Source organism: Nocardia lijiangensis NBRC 108240, assembly GCF_001613045.1.
GTDB classification, from domain to species: domain Bacteria; phylum Actinomycetota; class Actinomycetes; order Mycobacteriales; family Mycobacteriaceae; genus Nocardia; species Nocardia lijiangensis.
In genome coordinates this window covers 1-16098 of sequence record NZ_BDBP01000024.1, presented here as the reverse complement: position 1 = coordinate 16098, position 16098 = coordinate 1, and the positions used below count along the sequence as shown (strand labels likewise).

The window sequence follows — 16098 nt, the reverse complement described above, 5'->3', positions numbered from 1 at the left end:
AGCATCTCATCCGGTCATGCGGGGGCCCTCGCGGTCGGCCCGTCCGGCTGCTCGGTGGTGTTCGACGAGCGGCGCTCCGCTGCCCCGTCGCGCACACCGCTGTCGGTGAACACGCTGCTGCCGTACACGTCTCGGTCGGTCAGCGTGATCAGATCGGTCCTCGTCAGCGGCCGCCGCAACTCCACGAGGCGCTTGGCCTGGCGCAGCCTGCACCGATCCAGCGCGTTGCGGACGCTGCGGGCGTTGGAGAAGCGCGGACGGGTCATCCGCAGCTCCAGATACTCCGAAAACGCCGCGGCCGCAGCCGGATCGAAACGGAAGTTCTCTCGTGCGACCATCAGCTCGGCGATGGCCATGAGCTCGGCGTGGGTGTAGTCGACGAACTCGAGGTGATGCGCCACGCGGGACGAGAGGCCGGGATTGGCGGAGAAGAACCGCTCCATCCGATCCGGATAGCCCGCGAAGATCACCACCAGGCTGCCGCGTTCGCTCTCCATCTCCTGCAGCAGGATCTCGATGACCTCCTGCCCGTAATCGCGCTCGTTCTCCGGACGGAACAGGTAGTAGGCCTCGTCGATGAACAGCACCCCGCCTGCGGCCTTGGCCAGCGCCTCTTTGGTCTTGGGCGCGGTGTGCCCGATGAACTGACCCACCAGATCGTCGCGGGTCACGGTGTGCACCTTGGGCTTTCGGATGTAGCCGAGCGCGTGCAGCATCTCCGCCATGCGCAGCGCCACCGTCGTCTTCCCGGTGCCTGGACCGCCGGTGAAGCTCATGTGCATGGTGGGCCGCGAGGCGTTGAGACCGAACCGCTGCCGCGCCCGGTCGATCAGCAGCAGCGCGGCGATCTCACGCACCCGCAGCTTCACATTCGCCAGGCCGACCAGTTCGGCGTCCAGCCTGCTCAGCGTGTCCTCGACGTCGTTGCCCGCGATATCGGTCGACAGATCCAGCGTCGCGTCCGGGCCGAGAACGGGCGCCTCGGATTCGGCCTCCGACGCGGCACGCACCGGCCGGGGGTCGTCGACACCCGGCCGGTGCAGGCGGAAACCGGAGCCGTTCCGATCAGCCGCCATACCGCTGTCCCCGGCGGTGATCGGTGGCGTAGGCGTGCAGGCCGTAGGTCTGTACGCGGTCCGGGCCCTCGGTGCGGGTCAGGGTGAAGCCCGGCTCGTCCGGCGGACGCTGCACCAGGAAGCTCAGCGCCGTGGTCTGCCTGGTGTAGCGGGCGTCATAGGCCAGCACCCGAATGTAGTGCCGTGGGAAAGTGGCCCGGCACGCGTTGATCTCGGCCAGCACACCGTCGGGCTCGTCAAGATCGAACAGCGGCAGACCCCACATCTCCCAGTACGCGTTGCGCGGGTGCGGGTCGTCGGTGTACTCGATCGACACCGGCCACCCGTTGAGCAGGGCGTAGCGCACTTGCGCGGCGATCTCGGCGTCGGTGAAATCCGGCAGGTACGAGAAGGTTCCGTGACGCAGATACATGCGAACGCCTTTCAGTGGCTGGCCGTCGGCACCGCGTCGGGTGCGTCGGTGGAGGTGTAGTCGAACGTGACGTCGCCCCAGGTCGCCAGCGCGACATCGAGCGGGCGGCAGATCTCGGCCGCCTTGCGCAGCACGTCCGGCCCTTCCTTCAGCAGATCGCGGCCCTCGTTGCGCGCCTTCACCACCGCTTCCAGCGCCACCCGGTTGGCCTCGGCGCCCGCTGCGATGCCCAGCGGATGGCCTATGGTGCCGCCGCCGAACTGCAAGATCACGTCGTCGCCGAACAGGTCGAGCAGCTGGTGCATCTGGCCCGCGTGAATGCCGCCGGAGGCCACCGGCATCACCCCGGGGAGGCTCGCCCACTCCTGATCGAAGAAGATGCCGTTGCGCGGCTCGGTGCGAATGTGGTTCTCCCGCAACGTGTCGTAGAACCCCTTGGTGGTCGCCGGATCACCCTCCAGCTTCCCGACCACGGTGCCGGCGTGCAGATGATCGACGCCGATCAGCCTGCACCACTTGGCCAGAACGCGGAAGCTCACGCCGTGCGTCTTCTGGCGGGTGAAGGTGGCGTGGCCCGCGCGGTGCAGGTGCAGTAGCACACCGTTGCGCCGCGCCCAGTGCGACATGGACTGCATGGCGGTGTAGCCGACGGTCAGGTCCATCATGATGACCACACTGCCGAGTTCCTTGGCGAACTCCGCGCGCTCGTACATCTGCTCCATGGTGGCCGCGGTGACGTTGAGGTAGTGGCCCTTGATCTCGCCGGTCTCGCACACGGCGCGGTTCACGCCCTCCATGGCGAACAGGTACCGGTCGCGCCAGCGCATGAACGGCTGGGAGTTGATGTTCTCGTCGTCCTTGGTGAAATCCAGGCCGCCCTTGCACGCCTCGTACACCACCCGGCCGTAATTGCGCGCGGAGAGTCCCAATTTCGGCTTCACCGTCGCGCCGAGCAGCGGCCTGCCGTATTTGTTGAGATATTCGCGCTCCATCACCGTGCCGTGCGGCGGGCCCTGGAAGGTCTTGACGTACGCGACCGGAATGCGCATGTCCTCCAGGCGCAGCGCGAGCAGCGGTTTGAAACCGAACACATTGCCGATCACCGAGGAGGTCAGATTCGTGATCGATCCCTCCTCGAACAAATCGATGTCGTACGCGATGTAGGCGAAGTACTCGCCCGGCCTGCCCGGCACCTCGTCGATCCGGTAGCACTTGGCCTGATATTTCGAGTGCGCCGTGAGCCGGTCGGTCCACACCACCGTCCAAGTGGCCGTGGAGGATTCGCCCGCCACCGCGGCCGCCGCCTCGATCGGATCCACGCCGCGCTGCGGGGTCACCCGGAATACGGCGAGCACGTCGGTGTCCGACGGCTGGTAGTCCGGTGCGTAATATCCCATCGACGCATACGACTGAACGCCCGGATCCCACCGATCCCGTTCGATCTCTTCGGCCATCGTTCCTCCTGGAGCGTTGTGCGCGTTGAGAATTCAGGATGACGGAGCCACGGACCACAAACAATTTGAATGTTTCTGGTAATACTCAACGTTTTCATTGGGTTTGCTACCGTCGGTGGATGGGTATGGTGAGCGCGGCGCGGATGGAAACATTCCTGGTCGTCGCCCGCCAGGGCAGCATCCGGCGCGCGGCGACCCAGCTGCACGTCACCGAGGCGGCGGTCTCGGCCGCGGTCGCCCACATCGAGAAACAGCTCGGCGCCAAGCTCGTCAGGAAGGCGGGCCGCGGCATCGCGCTCACCGAGGCGGGGCGCGTCTACGCCGAATACTGCCGCAGCATCCTCGGACTCATGAAAGAGGCCCATGCCGCCGTGCGGCAGGCCGAGATCGGACGCCTACGCATCGGCGTGGTGGCGACCGCGGGCGAATCGGTGCTGCTGCGCCCGCTGGCCAAGTTCCGCAACCGCTATCCGGACATCGAGCTGAGCCTGTCCATCCATCCGCGCGACGTGCTCTTCGTCGAATTGCAGCACCACGAAACGGATCTCGTCATCGCGGGCCGTCCGCCGCGCGACGCGGGCCTGGTCACCCGAGCCCGCCGCGCCAGCCAGCTCGTCGTCGTCGGCGCGCCGGACCGCTGCCGCGACCCGCTGCGCTCCACCTGGCTGCTGCGCGGCCGCGGCTCCGGCACCCGCGACGCCACTCTCGCCCTGCTCGACCAACTCCAGATCACCCCGCCCACCCTCACCCTCGGCTCGCACGGCGCGGTCCTCGCCGCGGCCCGAGAAGGATTGGGCGTCACCCTCATCCACAACGACGCGGTCGAACACTACGTCGAATCCGGGGCGCTGCGCGTCCTGCAGGTAGACGGCACACCCCTCGACCGCGCCTGGCACGCCATCACCACCCGAACCCCCACCCCCACCACGCGCCTGTTCCTCGCACACATCATGGACCGCGCCGAGGTCGGCGAGGACGCCTTCCACCCCGGCTGACCGCATCGATCAGATGCCCTCCCGCGTGCGGAGATGATTCAGGTTTACCTCGAATCGTGGGTGTCAGGCCAGCACCTGGCGAAGTGCCGTGACTATGGCACCGAGTTGCTCGCCGGACAAGCGGTCGAGCGCGGAATCCGGCGTGATGAGGGCTTTGATCAAGCGTTCCCGGGCGTTTACGCCCGCCGGTGTGACGGCGAGGACCTTCACTCGCCGGTCCTGCGGCGAGGCCTTCCGCTCCACATAGCCACGGCCCTCGAGCTGATCCACGAGCTCGGTCAGCGATGCCCGGTCGATGCAGAGCGCGGATCCGAGGACGCCCATCTTGGCTGGGGCTTGTGGATCCAGCGCGACCAGCGCTCGGGCCTGAACCGCGGTCAAGCCCACCTGTGCCGCTTCCGTCATCCAGCGGCCGGTGCGTAGCGCCGACACCTCGGCGATCAGCAGCCAAGCCTCCTCGGCTGGATCGGCTGGCGTATGGGTCAGCGGCAGGCCGGGCAGCAGGCGGATCTCGGTCATGGACAAGATTGTAGTATCACCGTATAGTTCGGTATACCGAACATATCGGTTGTACGAAGGGAATATTCGAATGGCGTACCAGGTAGTGGCGATCTTCAAGCTGGACCCGGCCAACGTGGCGCTGGAGGTGCAGCGCGGGGAGACCACCGGATCAGCGCTGCGCGAACGCAGCGGCTTCATCGCGTTCGACGTGATGACGCCGGACCGGGAAACGGTCGTCGTAACCCAGCTGTGGACCTCGCAGCAGGCGTTCGTCGACGGAATGAGCGGCATACGGGAAGCGCTTGGGCAGCTGCCGCCGCCGATCGTCAACACACGCGAGACCTACAGCGGTGAGGTCGCAGTGAGCATGCGCTGATCCCACTCCGCGCCCCTCGGTCGCTGCTCCCAGAGCGAACCATGGATCAGAAACCGACGACAACGCGGCCGGAGTGAACTGCCGCAGATAGGAATACGAGGCATCCAGCGCTGCACCGGGACCCCGGGTCGTCGCCGCACCTCGCCCCTCACACCTGCCCGTGCTGGGAGTCGAAAGTGGCGGTGCGGCCGCCGAGGAGGATCTGCGCGCCGGGCTGGAGGATCACCGGGTGGCCCGGGAGGGCGCGGGTCCAGTCCTGGTGGCCCGGTTGACGGATGTGGGTGCCGTTGGCCGAGCCGCTGTCGACGACGGTGACATCCCAGTCCTTCAAACGGATCTCGGCATGGGTGCGGGACATGCCGCCGGAGGCGTCGTCCACGCGGATCGGGCGGGACCCGCGGCGCGCCGCCTCGGAGTTGTCGGGTTCGCGTCCCAGCACGCAGTCGGAGTCGAGGACGTAGGACGTGCCGTCGTCGAGCAGCAGCAGGCCGAGTGTCGGGCGCTCGCCGTCGGTGAGGACGCAGGTGAGCTGATCCATGCGGATGCCGCAGACCGCGCAGAACGACACCCGCGGATCGTTGTGGTGTTGGCGAGCGCACTTGTAGCCCTTGACGATCACCCGCCCCGGGCCCGGAGCCGGAGTCGGCACGTTTTCGCGGCGAGGCTCGGTGGCGGCTCGCCTGCGCCCACCGTCGACCGGTTCGGAGGCGCCCCCTCGTTCCGAGACGGCCGCTCGGCCGCGTGCCGCGTCGACCGGTTCGGAACCGCGCAGAGGTTCCACGACTGCCGCGCGCTCGTCGTCGACCGGCGCGCTCGGCGCCATCGTCTCCTCGAGATCGATCTCCGCGGTCGGCGGCGCGGCATCGTTGTCCGGCGTCGAGCGCTCGCCGATCGACCGCCGGCCAGGACCGACTCCCGAGGACCTATCCCGTTTCGCCATCGCCGCTTTCGGCACCGGCTGCCCGTACCAGAGCACCGCACCCGACCCCGGAACGGCACCGTCCGCCAACGTGCACAATCCGCGAATCCCCGGTAGCTCGCTCTCCTGCTCCACCTCGTCCACGAACAGCCCCGCGCCGATCACGGGCGCCGGGATCACCACCCGATCGACGGTGAAACCGGCGTCGCTGCCGCGCAGCACCTCCGAGCGGTCCGCACCCGCCAACACCGCGCTCACCCCGCCGTGCAGGAACACCGCGAGGCCCGTCGCAGCAGGGGTGAGCACGCCGAACTCGACGGCGTCCTCGTCGTCGAGACCCATCAGCCAGGTGGTGGCAAGGCGTGCGAACATGCGCCCGGTGCGATTGTTCTCCTTGGCCGCCGCCTCGTCGACCAGTCCGCACAGCGCGGTCAGGGCGGCGCCCGCTGCCGTGTCCTCGGTCGCCGTCACATCGTCCCGGTTCGCCACCACGATGACCACCCCGGCGCGGCACGCCACCAGATGCGTGCCGGGCAACACCTCGGCCTGCGGATCCGTCACCGCCACCCTCCTTCGCGGCGCCCCGCCCCAACCGGGGCGGCGCACCGCCCCGCTCACAGGAACCTGCCTCCGTTGTACCGCCAGCGGTGGAAGAACAGCCGGATCGGCCCGTTCACGAAGAGCCAGAACACGATCCAGGTGACCACGAAGTGGATCAGGAACGCCGCCGCCGAAGGCCGCAGGTGCTCGGGCAGCACGATCGTGGTGGTGCGCAGGAGCAGCCACACCAGCAGCCCCTCGTTCACGATCGTCAGCAGCCCGAACAACGTCGGCCAGTCCTTCTCCCATCGAAATTGCTGGAGGAAGTGGTACAGCAGCTCCCAGAGCACGCCGACCAGGATCACCGCGAGCAGCACCGACAGCGTCACCCGATAGGACTGGCCGAGCGAGAGCGATCCCGTCGGCAGCAGCGGCGTGATGACGAGTGCCACCAGCAGACCGATCGCACCGAGCACGAACACACGGGTCTGGATTCGCCCGTTCAGAGTGGGAGTCATCGCTCAGATCTTCTTGTCGTTGACCCACAGCCACCACTGCTGCGCCGAGCGCAGCGGGCCGAGGCGGCGGCAGAAGCCGCGCGCGGCGAGGTCGTCCGCCATTTCCAGTGCGGCGTACTGCAGGCCGAGGAACGAGTCGACGCCCGCGTAGTAGCCGCCGAGTGTCGCGCTGCCCGCGGCGTACATGCGCCCCGTACCGCTACGGGTGCCGATCAGCTCGAACGTCCGGTCCACGTCCAGTCGGCCGACCGGGTTGCGCCCGGCGCCGGTGTGGTCGAGCAAGTCGGCGAGTAGCCGGTGTTCGCGGATGTCGGCCTCCAGGCCGGTGCAGTCGATGATGTAGTCGGCGTGGGTGTCGAACGGTTGCGTCGGCGGCGGAAAAGGCAACAGCGCCTGCGCATCCGGATCGATGGTGGTCACCACGCCGGGCTTGCCCTCGGCCGGACGCAGATCGCGGGCGCTGCCCGCCATCACCTGGTACCAGCCCTGCGCGCGGCCGCGCTTCAGCTGCTCCTGCCAGCTCTTGCGCACCGGAGTGTTGGTGCCGCCGAGCATCTTGTACAGCGCGGCGCGCTCCTCCCCCTCCAGCCGCCGCAGCTTCGCTTTCAACTGCCCGCCCCACGCGCCCTTCGGCCAGTTGAACCCTTGGTAGGCCCAGCCGTCGGCGCCCTTGCGGCGCATGAACACGCTCGGCCCGTGCGGACCGGCGACGTAGGTGCGGAATAGATGCAGAATCTGGGTGTTGAGCCGATAGTTGTCCCGATCGTCGATCAATCGCTGCAGCACACGGCTGGCCACGATTCCCGCGCCGCGGATCATGACCGTCCCCGGTCTTCGCTGGAGCGCCTGATAGATGTGCTCGTGCGGTTCGTACGCGTTCACCACCCGGGTCGGGTCGCGGAAGCGCTCGCGGTAGGCCTGCAGATCGGGCAGCAACCGCAGTCCCGGATAGCCGACGGCCACATGCACATACGTGCTGCGGAAGGCCACCCGCTTGGTTGGCGTCGCACCGTCGGGCGGCGTAAGAATCGTGAAGTAGCCGCCGCCGTGGCGCCTGCGCACCATCCGGACCTGCCCCTTGTACAACGAGCGCGCGTAGTCGACGCGGTGGTACTCGCGCTCCATCGCGGTGAACGCCTGTCCGGCGCGTGGTGTGTAGTAGTTGGTGAGGATCGGCTCGGTGAGCACGTTCCACAGCGGAGTCAGCGACTTTTCAGCAATCGCCTCGCGCACCGCGTACGACGGAAAGCCCCAAATGTTCTCGGGGGTGCTGCCGGAATCGCTGCGCAGTCGCTCGCCGCGCGGAATCTGCGACACCCGGGTCAGGTATTCGTATCCGGACCACGGCACGTCCTGCGGACCGAGCACCGCGATCGAACGCGCGGGCACGCCGTAGATCCGGAGGGTGTCGAAGGCGGCGAACGACCCGATTCCGCTGCCGATCGTCACGAAAGGTACATCGATGACCGGGATCCCGGCGTGGCCAACCATGTCGTCGGTCCAGATGTCGGTGTCGACGAGGACCGGGGTGAGATCTCCCCGCATTCGCCGGATGGTACCGCCAAATTCCTATGGGGCGCTTGCGATCACCGTGCCTTCGAGGCATCCGTTCGCGACGACGCGCACATCGATCTGCGCGAACCTGCCACGGCGCGGACCGCAGCGGACGTACCATCCCAGCGTGGCCGACTCGACTCGTTCCACCCCGCTGCGGGTGCTGGTCTACAGCAACGATGCCGATACCCGGCGCCAGGTGATACTGGCGCTGGGCAGACACCCGCACCCCGAGCTACCCGACCTGGATTACCTCGAGGTGGCCACCGCCCCGGTCGTCATCGAGCGGATGGACGAGGGCGGCATCGACCTGGCCATCCTCGACGGCGAATCGTCGCCGGCGGGCGGGCTCGGCATCGCCAAACAGCTCAAGGACGAGATCGCGGAGTGCCCGCCGGTGCTCGTGCTCACCGGCCGTCCGGACGACGCCTGGCTGGCGACCTGGTCGCGTGCCGAAGCCGCGGTCGCGCATCCGATCGATCCGATCCGTCTCACCGAGGCCGTGGTCACGCTGCTGCGCAAACGCACCGCCGCCTGATTCATAGCGAAACGTCATCATTGAATCACTCTCGCGCGAGGGGCAGAGCAGTGCACGCGCCCCAGCGACCGATTAGCAATCGTCACCAATAGCGTCCGGCAATCATCGCGGGTGCAAGTTCGACGCGTGCGACGCCGCCCCCATCGCGGACAACTCATCGGGTGCTACCGATACCCGTCGGTAGCTTCGTCACCTAATCGCCGCTGGAACGACAACCCAGTTCGTCACGTGACGACGAGGGCGATTACCCCACATCAGTCATGAATCGCAGTTCCGAATTCGATCAAAGATCCGGGAGCAAAGGGGTCGCACCCAGTCCTATCGGTTGTAGGCTGTGCCGTAGCTCACATGGGCGCGAGCACGGGCATGAGACCCGCTGTGTCTGATCTCCCTGGCGCACGCCCCGCCGAGCGAGGCCATGGGGCGAGTCTGGCCGAGCGGACAACGACGTCAGCCCGCCTCGGAAGCTGCCGCCAGCCGCCATCGAGGGAGCCCCGGGCTCGCAGGAGGGGAAGTGCAGTCGTGAACATGGAGTTGCCGACCCTGGTGCTCGGCGCGGTCGCCGCGGCCTTCGCGGTCTTTTCCATCATCTTGGCGGCCCTCATCGGGCCGAAGCGCTACAACCGGGCCAAACTGGAGGCCTACGAGTGCGGCATCGAGCCCACTCCGCACGCCGTCGCAGGCGGGCCGGGAAGCGTTACCGGACAACGCTTTCCGGTGAAGTACTACCTCACCGCCATGCTGTTCATCATCTTCGACATCGAGATCGTGTTCCTCTACCCGTGGGCCGTCCACTTCGATGCGCTCGGTCTCTTCGGTCTCGCCGCGATGGCGCTGTTCATCTTCAACGTCTCGGTCGCCTACGCCTACGAGTGGCGCCGCGGCGGACTCAGTTGGGACTGATCGCCACCAAGGATTCACCCGCACAGTGGAAGTGAGAGTTAGTCGGAAATGGGTCTCGAGGAAAAACTGCCCAGCGGCTTTCTGCTGAGCACGGTGGAGGATTTCGCCGGATATCTGCGCAAGGGGTCGCTGTGGCCCGCCACCTTCGGTCTGGCCTGCTGCGCCATCGAGATGATGGCCACCGGTGCAGGACGATTCGATCTCGCCCGCTTCGGCATGGAGGCCTTCCGCGCCTCGCCACGGCAGGCCGACCTGATGATCGTCGCGGGCCGGGTCAGCCAGAAGATGGCGCCGGTGCTGCGGCAGGTCTACGACCAGATGACCGAGCCGAAATGGGTGCTCGCCATGGGCGTCTGCGCCTCCTCCGGCGGCATGTTCAACAACTACGCCATCGTGCAGGGCGTCGACCACGTGGTGCCGGTCGACATCTACCTGCCCGGCTGCCCGCCGCGCCCGGAAATGCTGCTCAACGCGATTCTGGCGCTGCACGCCAAGATTCAGGAGATGCCGCTCGGCGTCAACCGCGAGGAGGCGGTCCGCGCCGCCGAGCAGGCGGCGCTCGCGGCGACCCCGACCATTCGGATGGAGGGTCTGCTGCGATGACCTTCGACTCCCCCGAGAACACCGACACCACTACGCCCCAGTCGGAAATCGACGCCGCGGCGACCGCGGGACCCGAGGGCACGCTCCCGTCGCAGGCCGAACCCGAACTCGCGGGCGAAGAGGTCATCGGCGTGCGGCGCGGCATGTTCGGGATCTCCGGCACCGGCGACACCTCCGGCTACGGCCGCCTGGTCCGCCCCGTCACCCTGCCGGGCAGCACACCCGCGCCCTACGGCGGCTACTTCGACGAGGTCGTCGACGCGCTGCGGACCGCGCTGGCGCCCACGTCCTTCGAGGACGCCATCGAGAAGGTCGTCGTCTTCCGCGGCGAACTCACCCTGCACGTGCACAGGGAGCATCTGCCGCGCGTCGCGCAGGTGTTGCGTGACGACGCCGCACTGCGTTTCGAGCTGTGCCTCGGCGTCAACGGCGTGCACTACCCGCACGACACCGGCCGCGAACTGCACGCTGTGTACCACCTGATGTCGGTCACCCACAGCCGCAGGCTGCGCGTCGAAGCGTCGGCGCCCGACGCCGATCCGCACATTCCCTCGCTGTACTCGGTGTACCCGACCACCGACTGGCACGAGCGGGAGACCTACGACTTCTTCGGCATCGTCTTCGACGGTCACCCGTCGCTGACCCGCATCGCCATGCCCGACGACTGGCGTGGCCACCCCCAGCGCAAGGACTACCCGCTCGGCGGGATCCCGGTCGAATACAAGGGCGCGCGCATCCCGCCGCCCGACGAGCGGAGGGCGTACAGCTAGTGAACGACATCGATACCCAGCCCGGCGTCGACACCGACTCCGGGCGCGAACCCGCTGCGGACCAAACGCGGGAGCACGCCATGAATCCCTCGGAGCCGACCATCGTCACCGTCGCCGGTCAGGACTGGGACACCGTCACCGAAACCCTCGATGGCGCAGGCGAAGAGCGCATCGTCGTGAACATGGGTCCCCAGCACCCGTCCACGCACGGCGTGCTGCGCATCATCCTGGAGATCGAGGGCGAGACCGTCACCGAGGCCCGCTGCGGCATCGGCTACCTGCACACCGGCATCGAGAAGAACCTCGAGTTCCGCAACTGGATGCAGGGCGTCACCTTCGTGACCCGGATGGACTACCTGTCGCCGTTCTTCAACGAGACGGCGTACTGCCTCGGCGTGGAGAAGCTGCTCGACGTCACCGAGCAGATTCCCGAGCGCGCCACCGTCCTCCGGGTCATGCTGATGGAGCTCAACCGCATCTCCTCGCACCTGGTCGCGCTGGCCACCGGCGGCATGGAACTGGGCGCACTCACCCCGATGCTGTTCGGGTTCCGCGAGCGCGAACTCATCCTGGACGTGTTCGAGACCATCACCGGTCTGCGGATGAACCACGCCTACGTGCGCCCCGGCGGACTGGCCCAGGACCTGCCCGAGGACGGCGTCACCAAGGTCCGCGAGCTGCTGGCCCTGCTGCCGAAACGATTGCGCGAGATGGAGCATCTGCTCACCCAGAACCCCATCTGGAAGGCCCGCACCCAGGACATCGGCTACCTCGACCTGACCGGATGCATGGCCCTCGGCATCACCGGCCCGGTGCTGCGCGCCACCGGCCTGCCGCTCGACCTGCGCAAGGCGCAGCCCTATTGCGGTTACGAGAACTACGAATTCGACGTTCCCACCACCACCGGCTGCGACTGTTACGGCCGCTACCTGATCCGGGTGGAGGAGATGAAGGAATCGCTCAAGATCGTCGAACAGTGCCTGGACCGGCTGCGGCCCGGACCGGTGATGATCGAGGACAAGAAGCTGGCCTGGCCCGCCGATCTGCAGCTCGGCCCCGACGGACTCGGCAACTCCCCCAAGCACATCGGCCGCATCATGGGCACGTCGATGGAGGGCCTCATCCACCACTTCAAGCTCGTCACCGAGGGCATCCGGGTCCCCGCCGGGCAGGTGTATATCGCAGTCGAATCGCCGCGCGGCGAGCTCGGCGTGCACATGGTCAGCGACGGCGGCACCCGGCCCTACCGCGTGCACTATCGCGATCCCTCGTTCACGAATCTGCAAGCGGTGGCGGCGATGTGCGAGGGCGGCATGGTCGCCGATGTCATCGCCTCCGTCGCGAGCATCGACCCGGTGATGGGTGGTGTCGACCGATGACCGAGATCCTGCTGAAGCTCTCCACGCGGCCCGAGCCGTTCCCGCCCTACGTGCGGGAGCGGCTGGAGGTCGACGCGGCGGCGATCATCGCCCGCTACCCGCATCCGCGCTCAGCGCTGCTGCCGCTGCTGCACCTGGTGCAGGCCGAAGAGGGGCACGTGTCGGGCACCGGCATCGAGTTCTGCGCCGACCAGCTGGGCCTCACCGGCGCCGAGGTCACCGCGGTGGCCACCTTCTACTCCATGTTCCGGCGCACGCCCACCGGCGACTACCACGTCGGCGTGTGCACCAACACGCTGTGCGCGGTCATGGGCGGCGACGCGATCCTGGCCGCACTGGAGACCCACCTCGGCCTGCGCCACGGCGAGACCACCGCCGACGGGTCGATCACCCTCGAACACATCGAATGCAACGCCGCCTGCGATTTCGCGCCGGTCGTGATGGTGAACTGGGAATTCTTCGACAACCAGACGCCGGAATCGGCGCGGGCCCTGGTCGACGCGTTGCGTGCCGGGCAGCAGGTGACCCCGACCCGCGGCGCGCCGCTGTGCACGTTCCGGGAGACCGCGCGGATCCTGGCCGGCTTCCCCGACGACCGTCCCGGCGTGCTCGACGGCGCGGCGGGCGAGCCGACCGTCGCCGGTCTGCGGGTGGCCAAGCACCTCGACATGCAGGCGCCGCGGCCGAACGGGGAGGGCCTCCGATGACCACCTTGACACCGGTGCTCACCAGGTACTGGGACGACCCGCAGTCCTGGACCATCGACACCTATCGACGGCACGACGGTTACCAGGCGCTGCGCAACGCGCTACGCATGGAACCGGACCAGGTCATCCAGGCGGTCAAGGATGCCGGACTGCGCGGCCGCGGCGGCGCAGGCTTCCCGACCGGCATGAAGTGGAGCTTCATCCCGCAGGGTCCCGGCCCCGACGGCACGATGAAACCGCACTACCTGGTGGTCAACGCCGACGAGTCGGAACCCGGTACCTGCAAAGACATTCCGCTCATGCTGGCATCGCCGCACGCGCTGATCGAGGGCGTCGTCATCGCCTCCTACGCCATCCGCGCGGCGACCGCGTTCATCTATGTGCGCGGCGAAGTGGTGCCGGTGCTGCGCAGGCTGCAGGCCGCGGTCGAGCAGGCGTACGCAGCGGGCTACCTGGGCCGCGACATCCTCGGCTCCGGCTACGACCTGGACCTGGTCGTGCACGCGGGCGCGGGCGCCTACATCTGCGGCGAGGAGACCGCGCTGCTGGACTCCCTGGAGGGTCGCCGCGGCCAGCCGAGGCTGCGCCCGCCGTTCCCTGCCGTCGCGGGCCTCTACGCCTGCCCGACGGTGGTCAACAACGTGGAGTCCATCGCCAGCGTGCCGCCCATCATCCTCAACGGCACCGGCTGGTTCCGCTCCATGGGCAGCGAGAAATCGCCCGGCTTCACCCTCTACTCGCTGTCCGGCCACGTGGCACGGCCCGGCCAGTACGAGGCGCCGCTGGGCATCACGCTGCGCGAGCTGCTCGACTACGCGGGCGGTGTGCGCGCGGGCCACCGGGTGAAGTTCTGGACGCCGGGCGGTTCGTCCACCCCGCTGTTCACCGAGGAGCATCTGGACGTTCCGCTCGACTACGAGGGCGTCATGGGCGCCGGATCCATGTTGGGCACCAAGGCTTTACAGATCTTCGACGACACCACCTGCGTGGTGCGCGCGGTGCTGCGCTGGACCGAGTTCTATGCCCACGAATCCTGCGGCAAATGCACCCCGTGCCGGGAGGGCACCTACTGGCTGGTCCAGCTGCTGAAGCGGGTGGAGACGGGCCGCGGCACCGAATCGGATCTGGACAAGTTGCTCGACATCAGCGACAGCATCAACGGCAAATCGTTCTGCGCGCTCGGCGACGGTGCGGCCAGCCCGATTCTGTCCTCGCTGAAGTACTTCCGCGAGGAGTACATCGATCATCTGCGCTCGGGCGGCTGCCCGTTCGATCCCGCGCGCTCGACGGCCTGGGCCGAGGCAGGAGAAGAGGTTCGATGACGGCGACAGTGAGCAGCAATACGAGTGGGCTGGCACCCGCCGATCTCGTCACCGTCGTCATCGACGGCACGCCCGTCAGCGTGCCCGCGGGGACCCTGGTGATCCGCGCCGCGGAATTGATCGGCATCCAGATTCCGCGCTTCTGCGACCATCCACTGCTGGACCCGGTCGGCGCCTGCCGCCAATGCCTGGTCGAGGTGGAAGGCCAGCGCAAGCCGGTCGCGTCCTGCACCCAGACCGTGACCGACGGCATGATCGTGCGCACCCAGCTCACCTCGCCCGCCGCCGAGCGCGCGCAGGAGGGGGTGATGGAACTGCTGCTGATCAACCATCCCCTGGACTGCCCGGTCTGCGACAAGGGTGGTGAGTGCCCGCTGCAGAACCAGGCCATGTCCTCCGGCCGACCGGAGACCCGCTTCGACGGCGTGAAACGTACGTACCCCAAACCGATTCCGCTGTCCTCGGCCGTCCTGCTCGACCGGGAACGCTGCGTGCTGTGCGCCCGCTGCACCCGGTTCTCCCAGCAGGTCGCGGGCGACCCGTTCATCGAGCTGATGGACCGCGGCGCGCTCGAACAGGTCGGCACCGCCCAGGCCGAACCGTTCGACTCCTACTTCTCCGGCAACACGGTGCAGATCTGCCCGGTCGGCGCGCTCACCGGCACCAGCTACCGCTTCCGTGCCCGCCCCTTCGACCTGGTCTCCAGCCCCAGCGTGTGCGAGCACTGCGCCTCGGGCTGCGCGCAGCGCACCGACCATCGCCGCGGCAAGGTGTTGCGCAGGCTCGCGGGCGACGACCCGCAGGTCAACGAGGAATGGAACTGCGACAAGGGCCGCTGGGCCTTCGCCTACGCCACCGAGCGCGACCGCCTCACCACGCCGCTGGTGCGCGGCTGGGACGGCACCCTGCATCCGGCGTCCTGGTCCGAAGCGCTCGCCGCCGCGGCCGAGGGACTGGCCGCCGCGCACGGCAGCGCCGGTGTGCTGGTCGGCGGACGGGTGACCGAGGAAGACGCCTACGCCTATTCGAAGTTCGCGCGAATCGCCTTGGGCACCAACGACATCGATTTCCGTATCCGGGCGCACTCGGCGGAGGAGGCCAATTTCCTCGCGGCCAGAGTGGCGGGCCAGGGCGTCACCGTCGACTACGACAGCCTGGAGCGGGCGTCGATCGTGTTGCTCGTCGGCTTCGAGCCGGAAGAAGAGTCCCCGATCGTCTACCTGCGGCTGCGCAAGGCCGCCCGCAAGCGCGGCCTGCCCGTCCACTCGCTGGCGCCCTACGCCTCGCGTGGACTGGAACGCATGTCGGGCACCCTGATCCCGGCCATGCCGGGAGCCGAGCCGCACCTCATGGACGCACTGCGCACGGGTGAGATTCCGTTCCACGGCGCGGAATCCGAGACCGTGAGCGCGACGGCGCGCCTGTTGCGCACACCCGGCGCGGTGATCATGGTCGGCGAGCGCATGGCGGGCGTGCCCGGCGCGCTGTCGGCCGCCATCCGGCTGGCCGACGAGACCGGGGCCGCGCTGGC

At 68.1% G+C, this 16098-nt stretch carries 17 protein-coding genes; 10 read left to right on the top strand and 7 right to left on the bottom strand.

The genetic code is table 11. The features are described from left to right. Nucleotides 1-14 precede the first annotated feature (14 nt). From NL1_RS09580 to NL1_RS09570, 3 genes are read right to left on the bottom strand one after another with little or no spacing between them, the layout of a single operon-like run. Nucleotides 15-1076: an AAA family ATPase gene (locus tag NL1_RS09580; RefSeq protein WP_084510431.1), complete on the bottom strand. Its 1062-nt coding sequence runs from the start codon at nt 1074-1076 to the stop codon at nt 15-17. Further along, nucleotides 1066-1488 (bottom strand): ribulose bisphosphate carboxylase small subunit, encoded by a 423-nt coding sequence (locus NL1_RS09575; protein WP_067836660.1) that lies wholly within the window; start codon nt 1486-1488, stop codon nt 1066-1068. Before NL1_RS09575 ends, NL1_RS09580 begins: the two co-directional genes overlap by 11 nt. A gap of 11 nt (nt 1489-1499) precedes the next feature. Continuing rightward, the gene (locus NL1_RS09570; RefSeq protein ID WP_067836658.1) at nt 1500-2942 is read right to left on the bottom strand and encodes a form I ribulose bisphosphate carboxylase large subunit; all 1443 of its coding nucleotides are present in this window, start codon (nt 2940-2942) and stop codon (nt 1500-1502) included. 119 nt (nt 2943-3061) lie between these two features. Here NL1_RS09570 and NL1_RS09565 point away from each other — a divergent pair, with 119 nt between their 5' ends. Then, nucleotides 3062-3937, top strand: a complete 876-nt coding sequence (locus tag NL1_RS09565; RefSeq protein ID WP_245673164.1) for a LysR family transcriptional regulator — start codon at nt 3062-3064, stop codon at nt 3935-3937. Between the two features lie 63 nt (nt 3938-4000). Here the strand turns inward: NL1_RS09565 and NL1_RS38130 are convergent, their stop codons facing one another. Then, nucleotides 4001-4456 (bottom strand): MarR family winged helix-turn-helix transcriptional regulator, encoded by a 456-nt coding sequence (locus tag NL1_RS38130; RefSeq protein WP_067836655.1) that lies wholly within the window; start codon nt 4454-4456, stop codon nt 4001-4003. A gap of 70 nt (nt 4457-4526) precedes the next feature. Between NL1_RS38130 and NL1_RS38125 the strand changes: the two genes are divergently transcribed. Continuing rightward, nucleotides 4527-4814, top strand: coding sequence for a hypothetical protein (locus NL1_RS38125; protein WP_162272700.1), 288 nt, complete (start codon nt 4527-4529; stop codon nt 4812-4814). A 148-nt stretch (nt 4815-4962) separates the two neighbouring features. Here the strand turns inward: NL1_RS38125 and NL1_RS09550 are convergent, their stop codons facing one another. The 3 genes from NL1_RS09550 to NL1_RS09540 are packed head-to-tail and all read right to left on the bottom strand — an operon-like array spanning nt 4963 to nt 8336. Then, a complete protein-coding gene (locus NL1_RS09550; protein ID WP_067836863.1) occupies nt 4963-6294 on the bottom strand; it encodes an FHA domain-containing protein in 1332 nt (443 codons plus the stop codon). Nucleotides 6295-6347: 53 nt separating this feature from the next. Then, nucleotides 6348-6791 (bottom strand): hypothetical protein, encoded by a 444-nt coding sequence (locus NL1_RS09545; protein ID WP_067836650.1) that lies wholly within the window; start codon nt 6789-6791, stop codon nt 6348-6350. 3 nt (nt 6792-6794) lie between these two features. Beyond that, nucleotides 6795-8336 carry a hypothetical protein gene (locus tag NL1_RS09540; protein WP_067836647.1) on the bottom strand — a complete coding sequence of 514 codons (1542 nt, stop codon included), beginning with the start codon at nt 8334-8336 and terminating at the stop codon, nt 6795-6797. A gap of 136 nt (nt 8337-8472) precedes the next feature. Here NL1_RS09540 and NL1_RS09535 point away from each other — a divergent pair, with 136 nt between their 5' ends. The 8 genes from NL1_RS09535 to NL1_RS09500 form a co-directional block, all read left to right on the top strand. Next, nucleotides 8473-8883, top strand: a complete 411-nt coding sequence (locus tag NL1_RS09535) for an Rv3143 family two-component system response regulator (RefSeq protein ID WP_156094764.1) — start codon at nt 8473-8475, stop codon at nt 8881-8883. Between the two features lie 528 nt (nt 8884-9411). Continuing rightward, a complete protein-coding gene (locus NL1_RS09530) occupies nt 9412-9786 on the top strand; it encodes an NADH-quinone oxidoreductase subunit A (protein ID WP_373862541.1) in 375 nt (124 codons plus the stop codon). A 48-nt stretch (nt 9787-9834) separates the two neighbouring features. After that, nucleotides 9835-10389 (top strand): NuoB/complex I 20 kDa subunit family protein, encoded by a 555-nt coding sequence (locus tag NL1_RS09525; protein ID WP_067836641.1) that lies wholly within the window; start codon nt 9835-9837, stop codon nt 10387-10389. Further along, a complete protein-coding gene (locus tag NL1_RS09520; protein ID WP_169813580.1) occupies nt 10386-11159 on the top strand; it encodes an NADH-quinone oxidoreductase subunit C in 774 nt (257 codons plus the stop codon). The genes NL1_RS09525 and NL1_RS09520 overlap by 4 nt, the downstream gene beginning before the upstream one ends. Before the next feature lie 80 nt (nt 11160-11239). Beyond that, the gene (locus tag NL1_RS09515; RefSeq protein ID WP_067836856.1) at nt 11240-12538 is read left to right on the top strand and encodes an NADH-quinone oxidoreductase subunit D; all 1299 of its coding nucleotides are present in this window, start codon (nt 11240-11242) and stop codon (nt 12536-12538) included. After that, nucleotides 12535-13245, top strand: a complete 711-nt coding sequence (nuoE, locus tag NL1_RS09510) for an NADH-quinone oxidoreductase subunit NuoE (RefSeq protein WP_067836639.1) — start codon at nt 12535-12537, stop codon at nt 13243-13245. Before NL1_RS09515 ends, nuoE begins: the two co-directional genes overlap by 4 nt. Beyond that, the gene (gene nuoF, locus NL1_RS09505; RefSeq protein WP_067836637.1) at nt 13242-14567 is read left to right on the top strand and encodes an NADH-quinone oxidoreductase subunit NuoF; all 1326 of its coding nucleotides are present in this window, start codon (nt 13242-13244) and stop codon (nt 14565-14567) included. Before nuoE ends, nuoF begins: the two co-directional genes overlap by 4 nt. Continuing rightward, a partial coding sequence (locus NL1_RS09500) for an NADH-quinone oxidoreductase subunit G (protein WP_156094763.1) occupies nt 14564-16098 on the top strand: 1535 nt, incomplete at its 3' end. The genes nuoF and NL1_RS09500, both read left to right, overlap by 4 nt.

Bases quoted from the DNA above. Each gene is read 5' to 3' on its own strand.
- NL1_RS09580 (WP_084510431.1), bottom strand. From the start codon at position 1,076: ATGGCGGCTGATCGGAACGGCTCCGGTTTCCGCCTGCACCGGCCGGGT.
- NL1_RS09575 (WP_067836660.1), bottom strand. From the start codon at position 1,488: ATGTATCTGCGTCACGGAACCTTCTCGTACCTGCCGGATTTCACCGAC.
- NL1_RS09570 (WP_067836658.1), bottom strand. From the start codon at position 2,942: ATGGCCGAAGAGATCGAACGGGATCGGTGGGATCCGGGCGTTCAGTCG.
- NL1_RS09565 (WP_245673164.1), top strand. From the start codon at position 3,062: ATGGGTATGGTGAGCGCGGCGCGGATGGAAACATTCCTGGTCGTCGCC.
- NL1_RS38130 (WP_067836655.1), bottom strand. From the start codon at position 4,456: ATGACCGAGATCCGCCTGCTGCCCGGCCTGCCGCTGACCCATACGCCA.
- NL1_RS38125 (WP_162272700.1), top strand. From the start codon at position 4,527: ATGGCGTACCAGGTAGTGGCGATCTTCAAGCTGGACCCGGCCAACGTG.
- NL1_RS09545 (WP_067836650.1), bottom strand. From the start codon at position 6,791: ATGACTCCCACTCTGAACGGGCGAATCCAGACCCGTGTGTTCGTGCTC.
- NL1_RS09540 (WP_067836647.1), bottom strand. From the start codon at position 8,336: ATGCGGGGAGATCTCACCCCGGTCCTCGTCGACACCGACATCTGGACC.
- NL1_RS09530 (WP_373862541.1), top strand. From the start codon at position 9,412: ATGGAGTTGCCGACCCTGGTGCTCGGCGCGGTCGCCGCGGCCTTCGCG.
- NL1_RS09525 (WP_067836641.1), top strand. From the start codon at position 9,835: ATGGGTCTCGAGGAAAAACTGCCCAGCGGCTTTCTGCTGAGCACGGTG.
- NL1_RS09520 (WP_169813580.1), top strand. From the start codon at position 10,386: ATGACCTTCGACTCCCCCGAGAACACCGACACCACTACGCCCCAGTCG.
- NL1_RS09515 (WP_067836856.1), top strand. From the start codon at position 11,240: ATGAATCCCTCGGAGCCGACCATCGTCACCGTCGCCGGTCAGGACTGG.
- nuoE (WP_067836639.1), top strand. From the start codon at position 12,535: ATGACCGAGATCCTGCTGAAGCTCTCCACGCGGCCCGAGCCGTTCCCG.
- nuoF (WP_067836637.1), top strand. From the start codon at position 13,242: ATGACCACCTTGACACCGGTGCTCACCAGGTACTGGGACGACCCGCAG.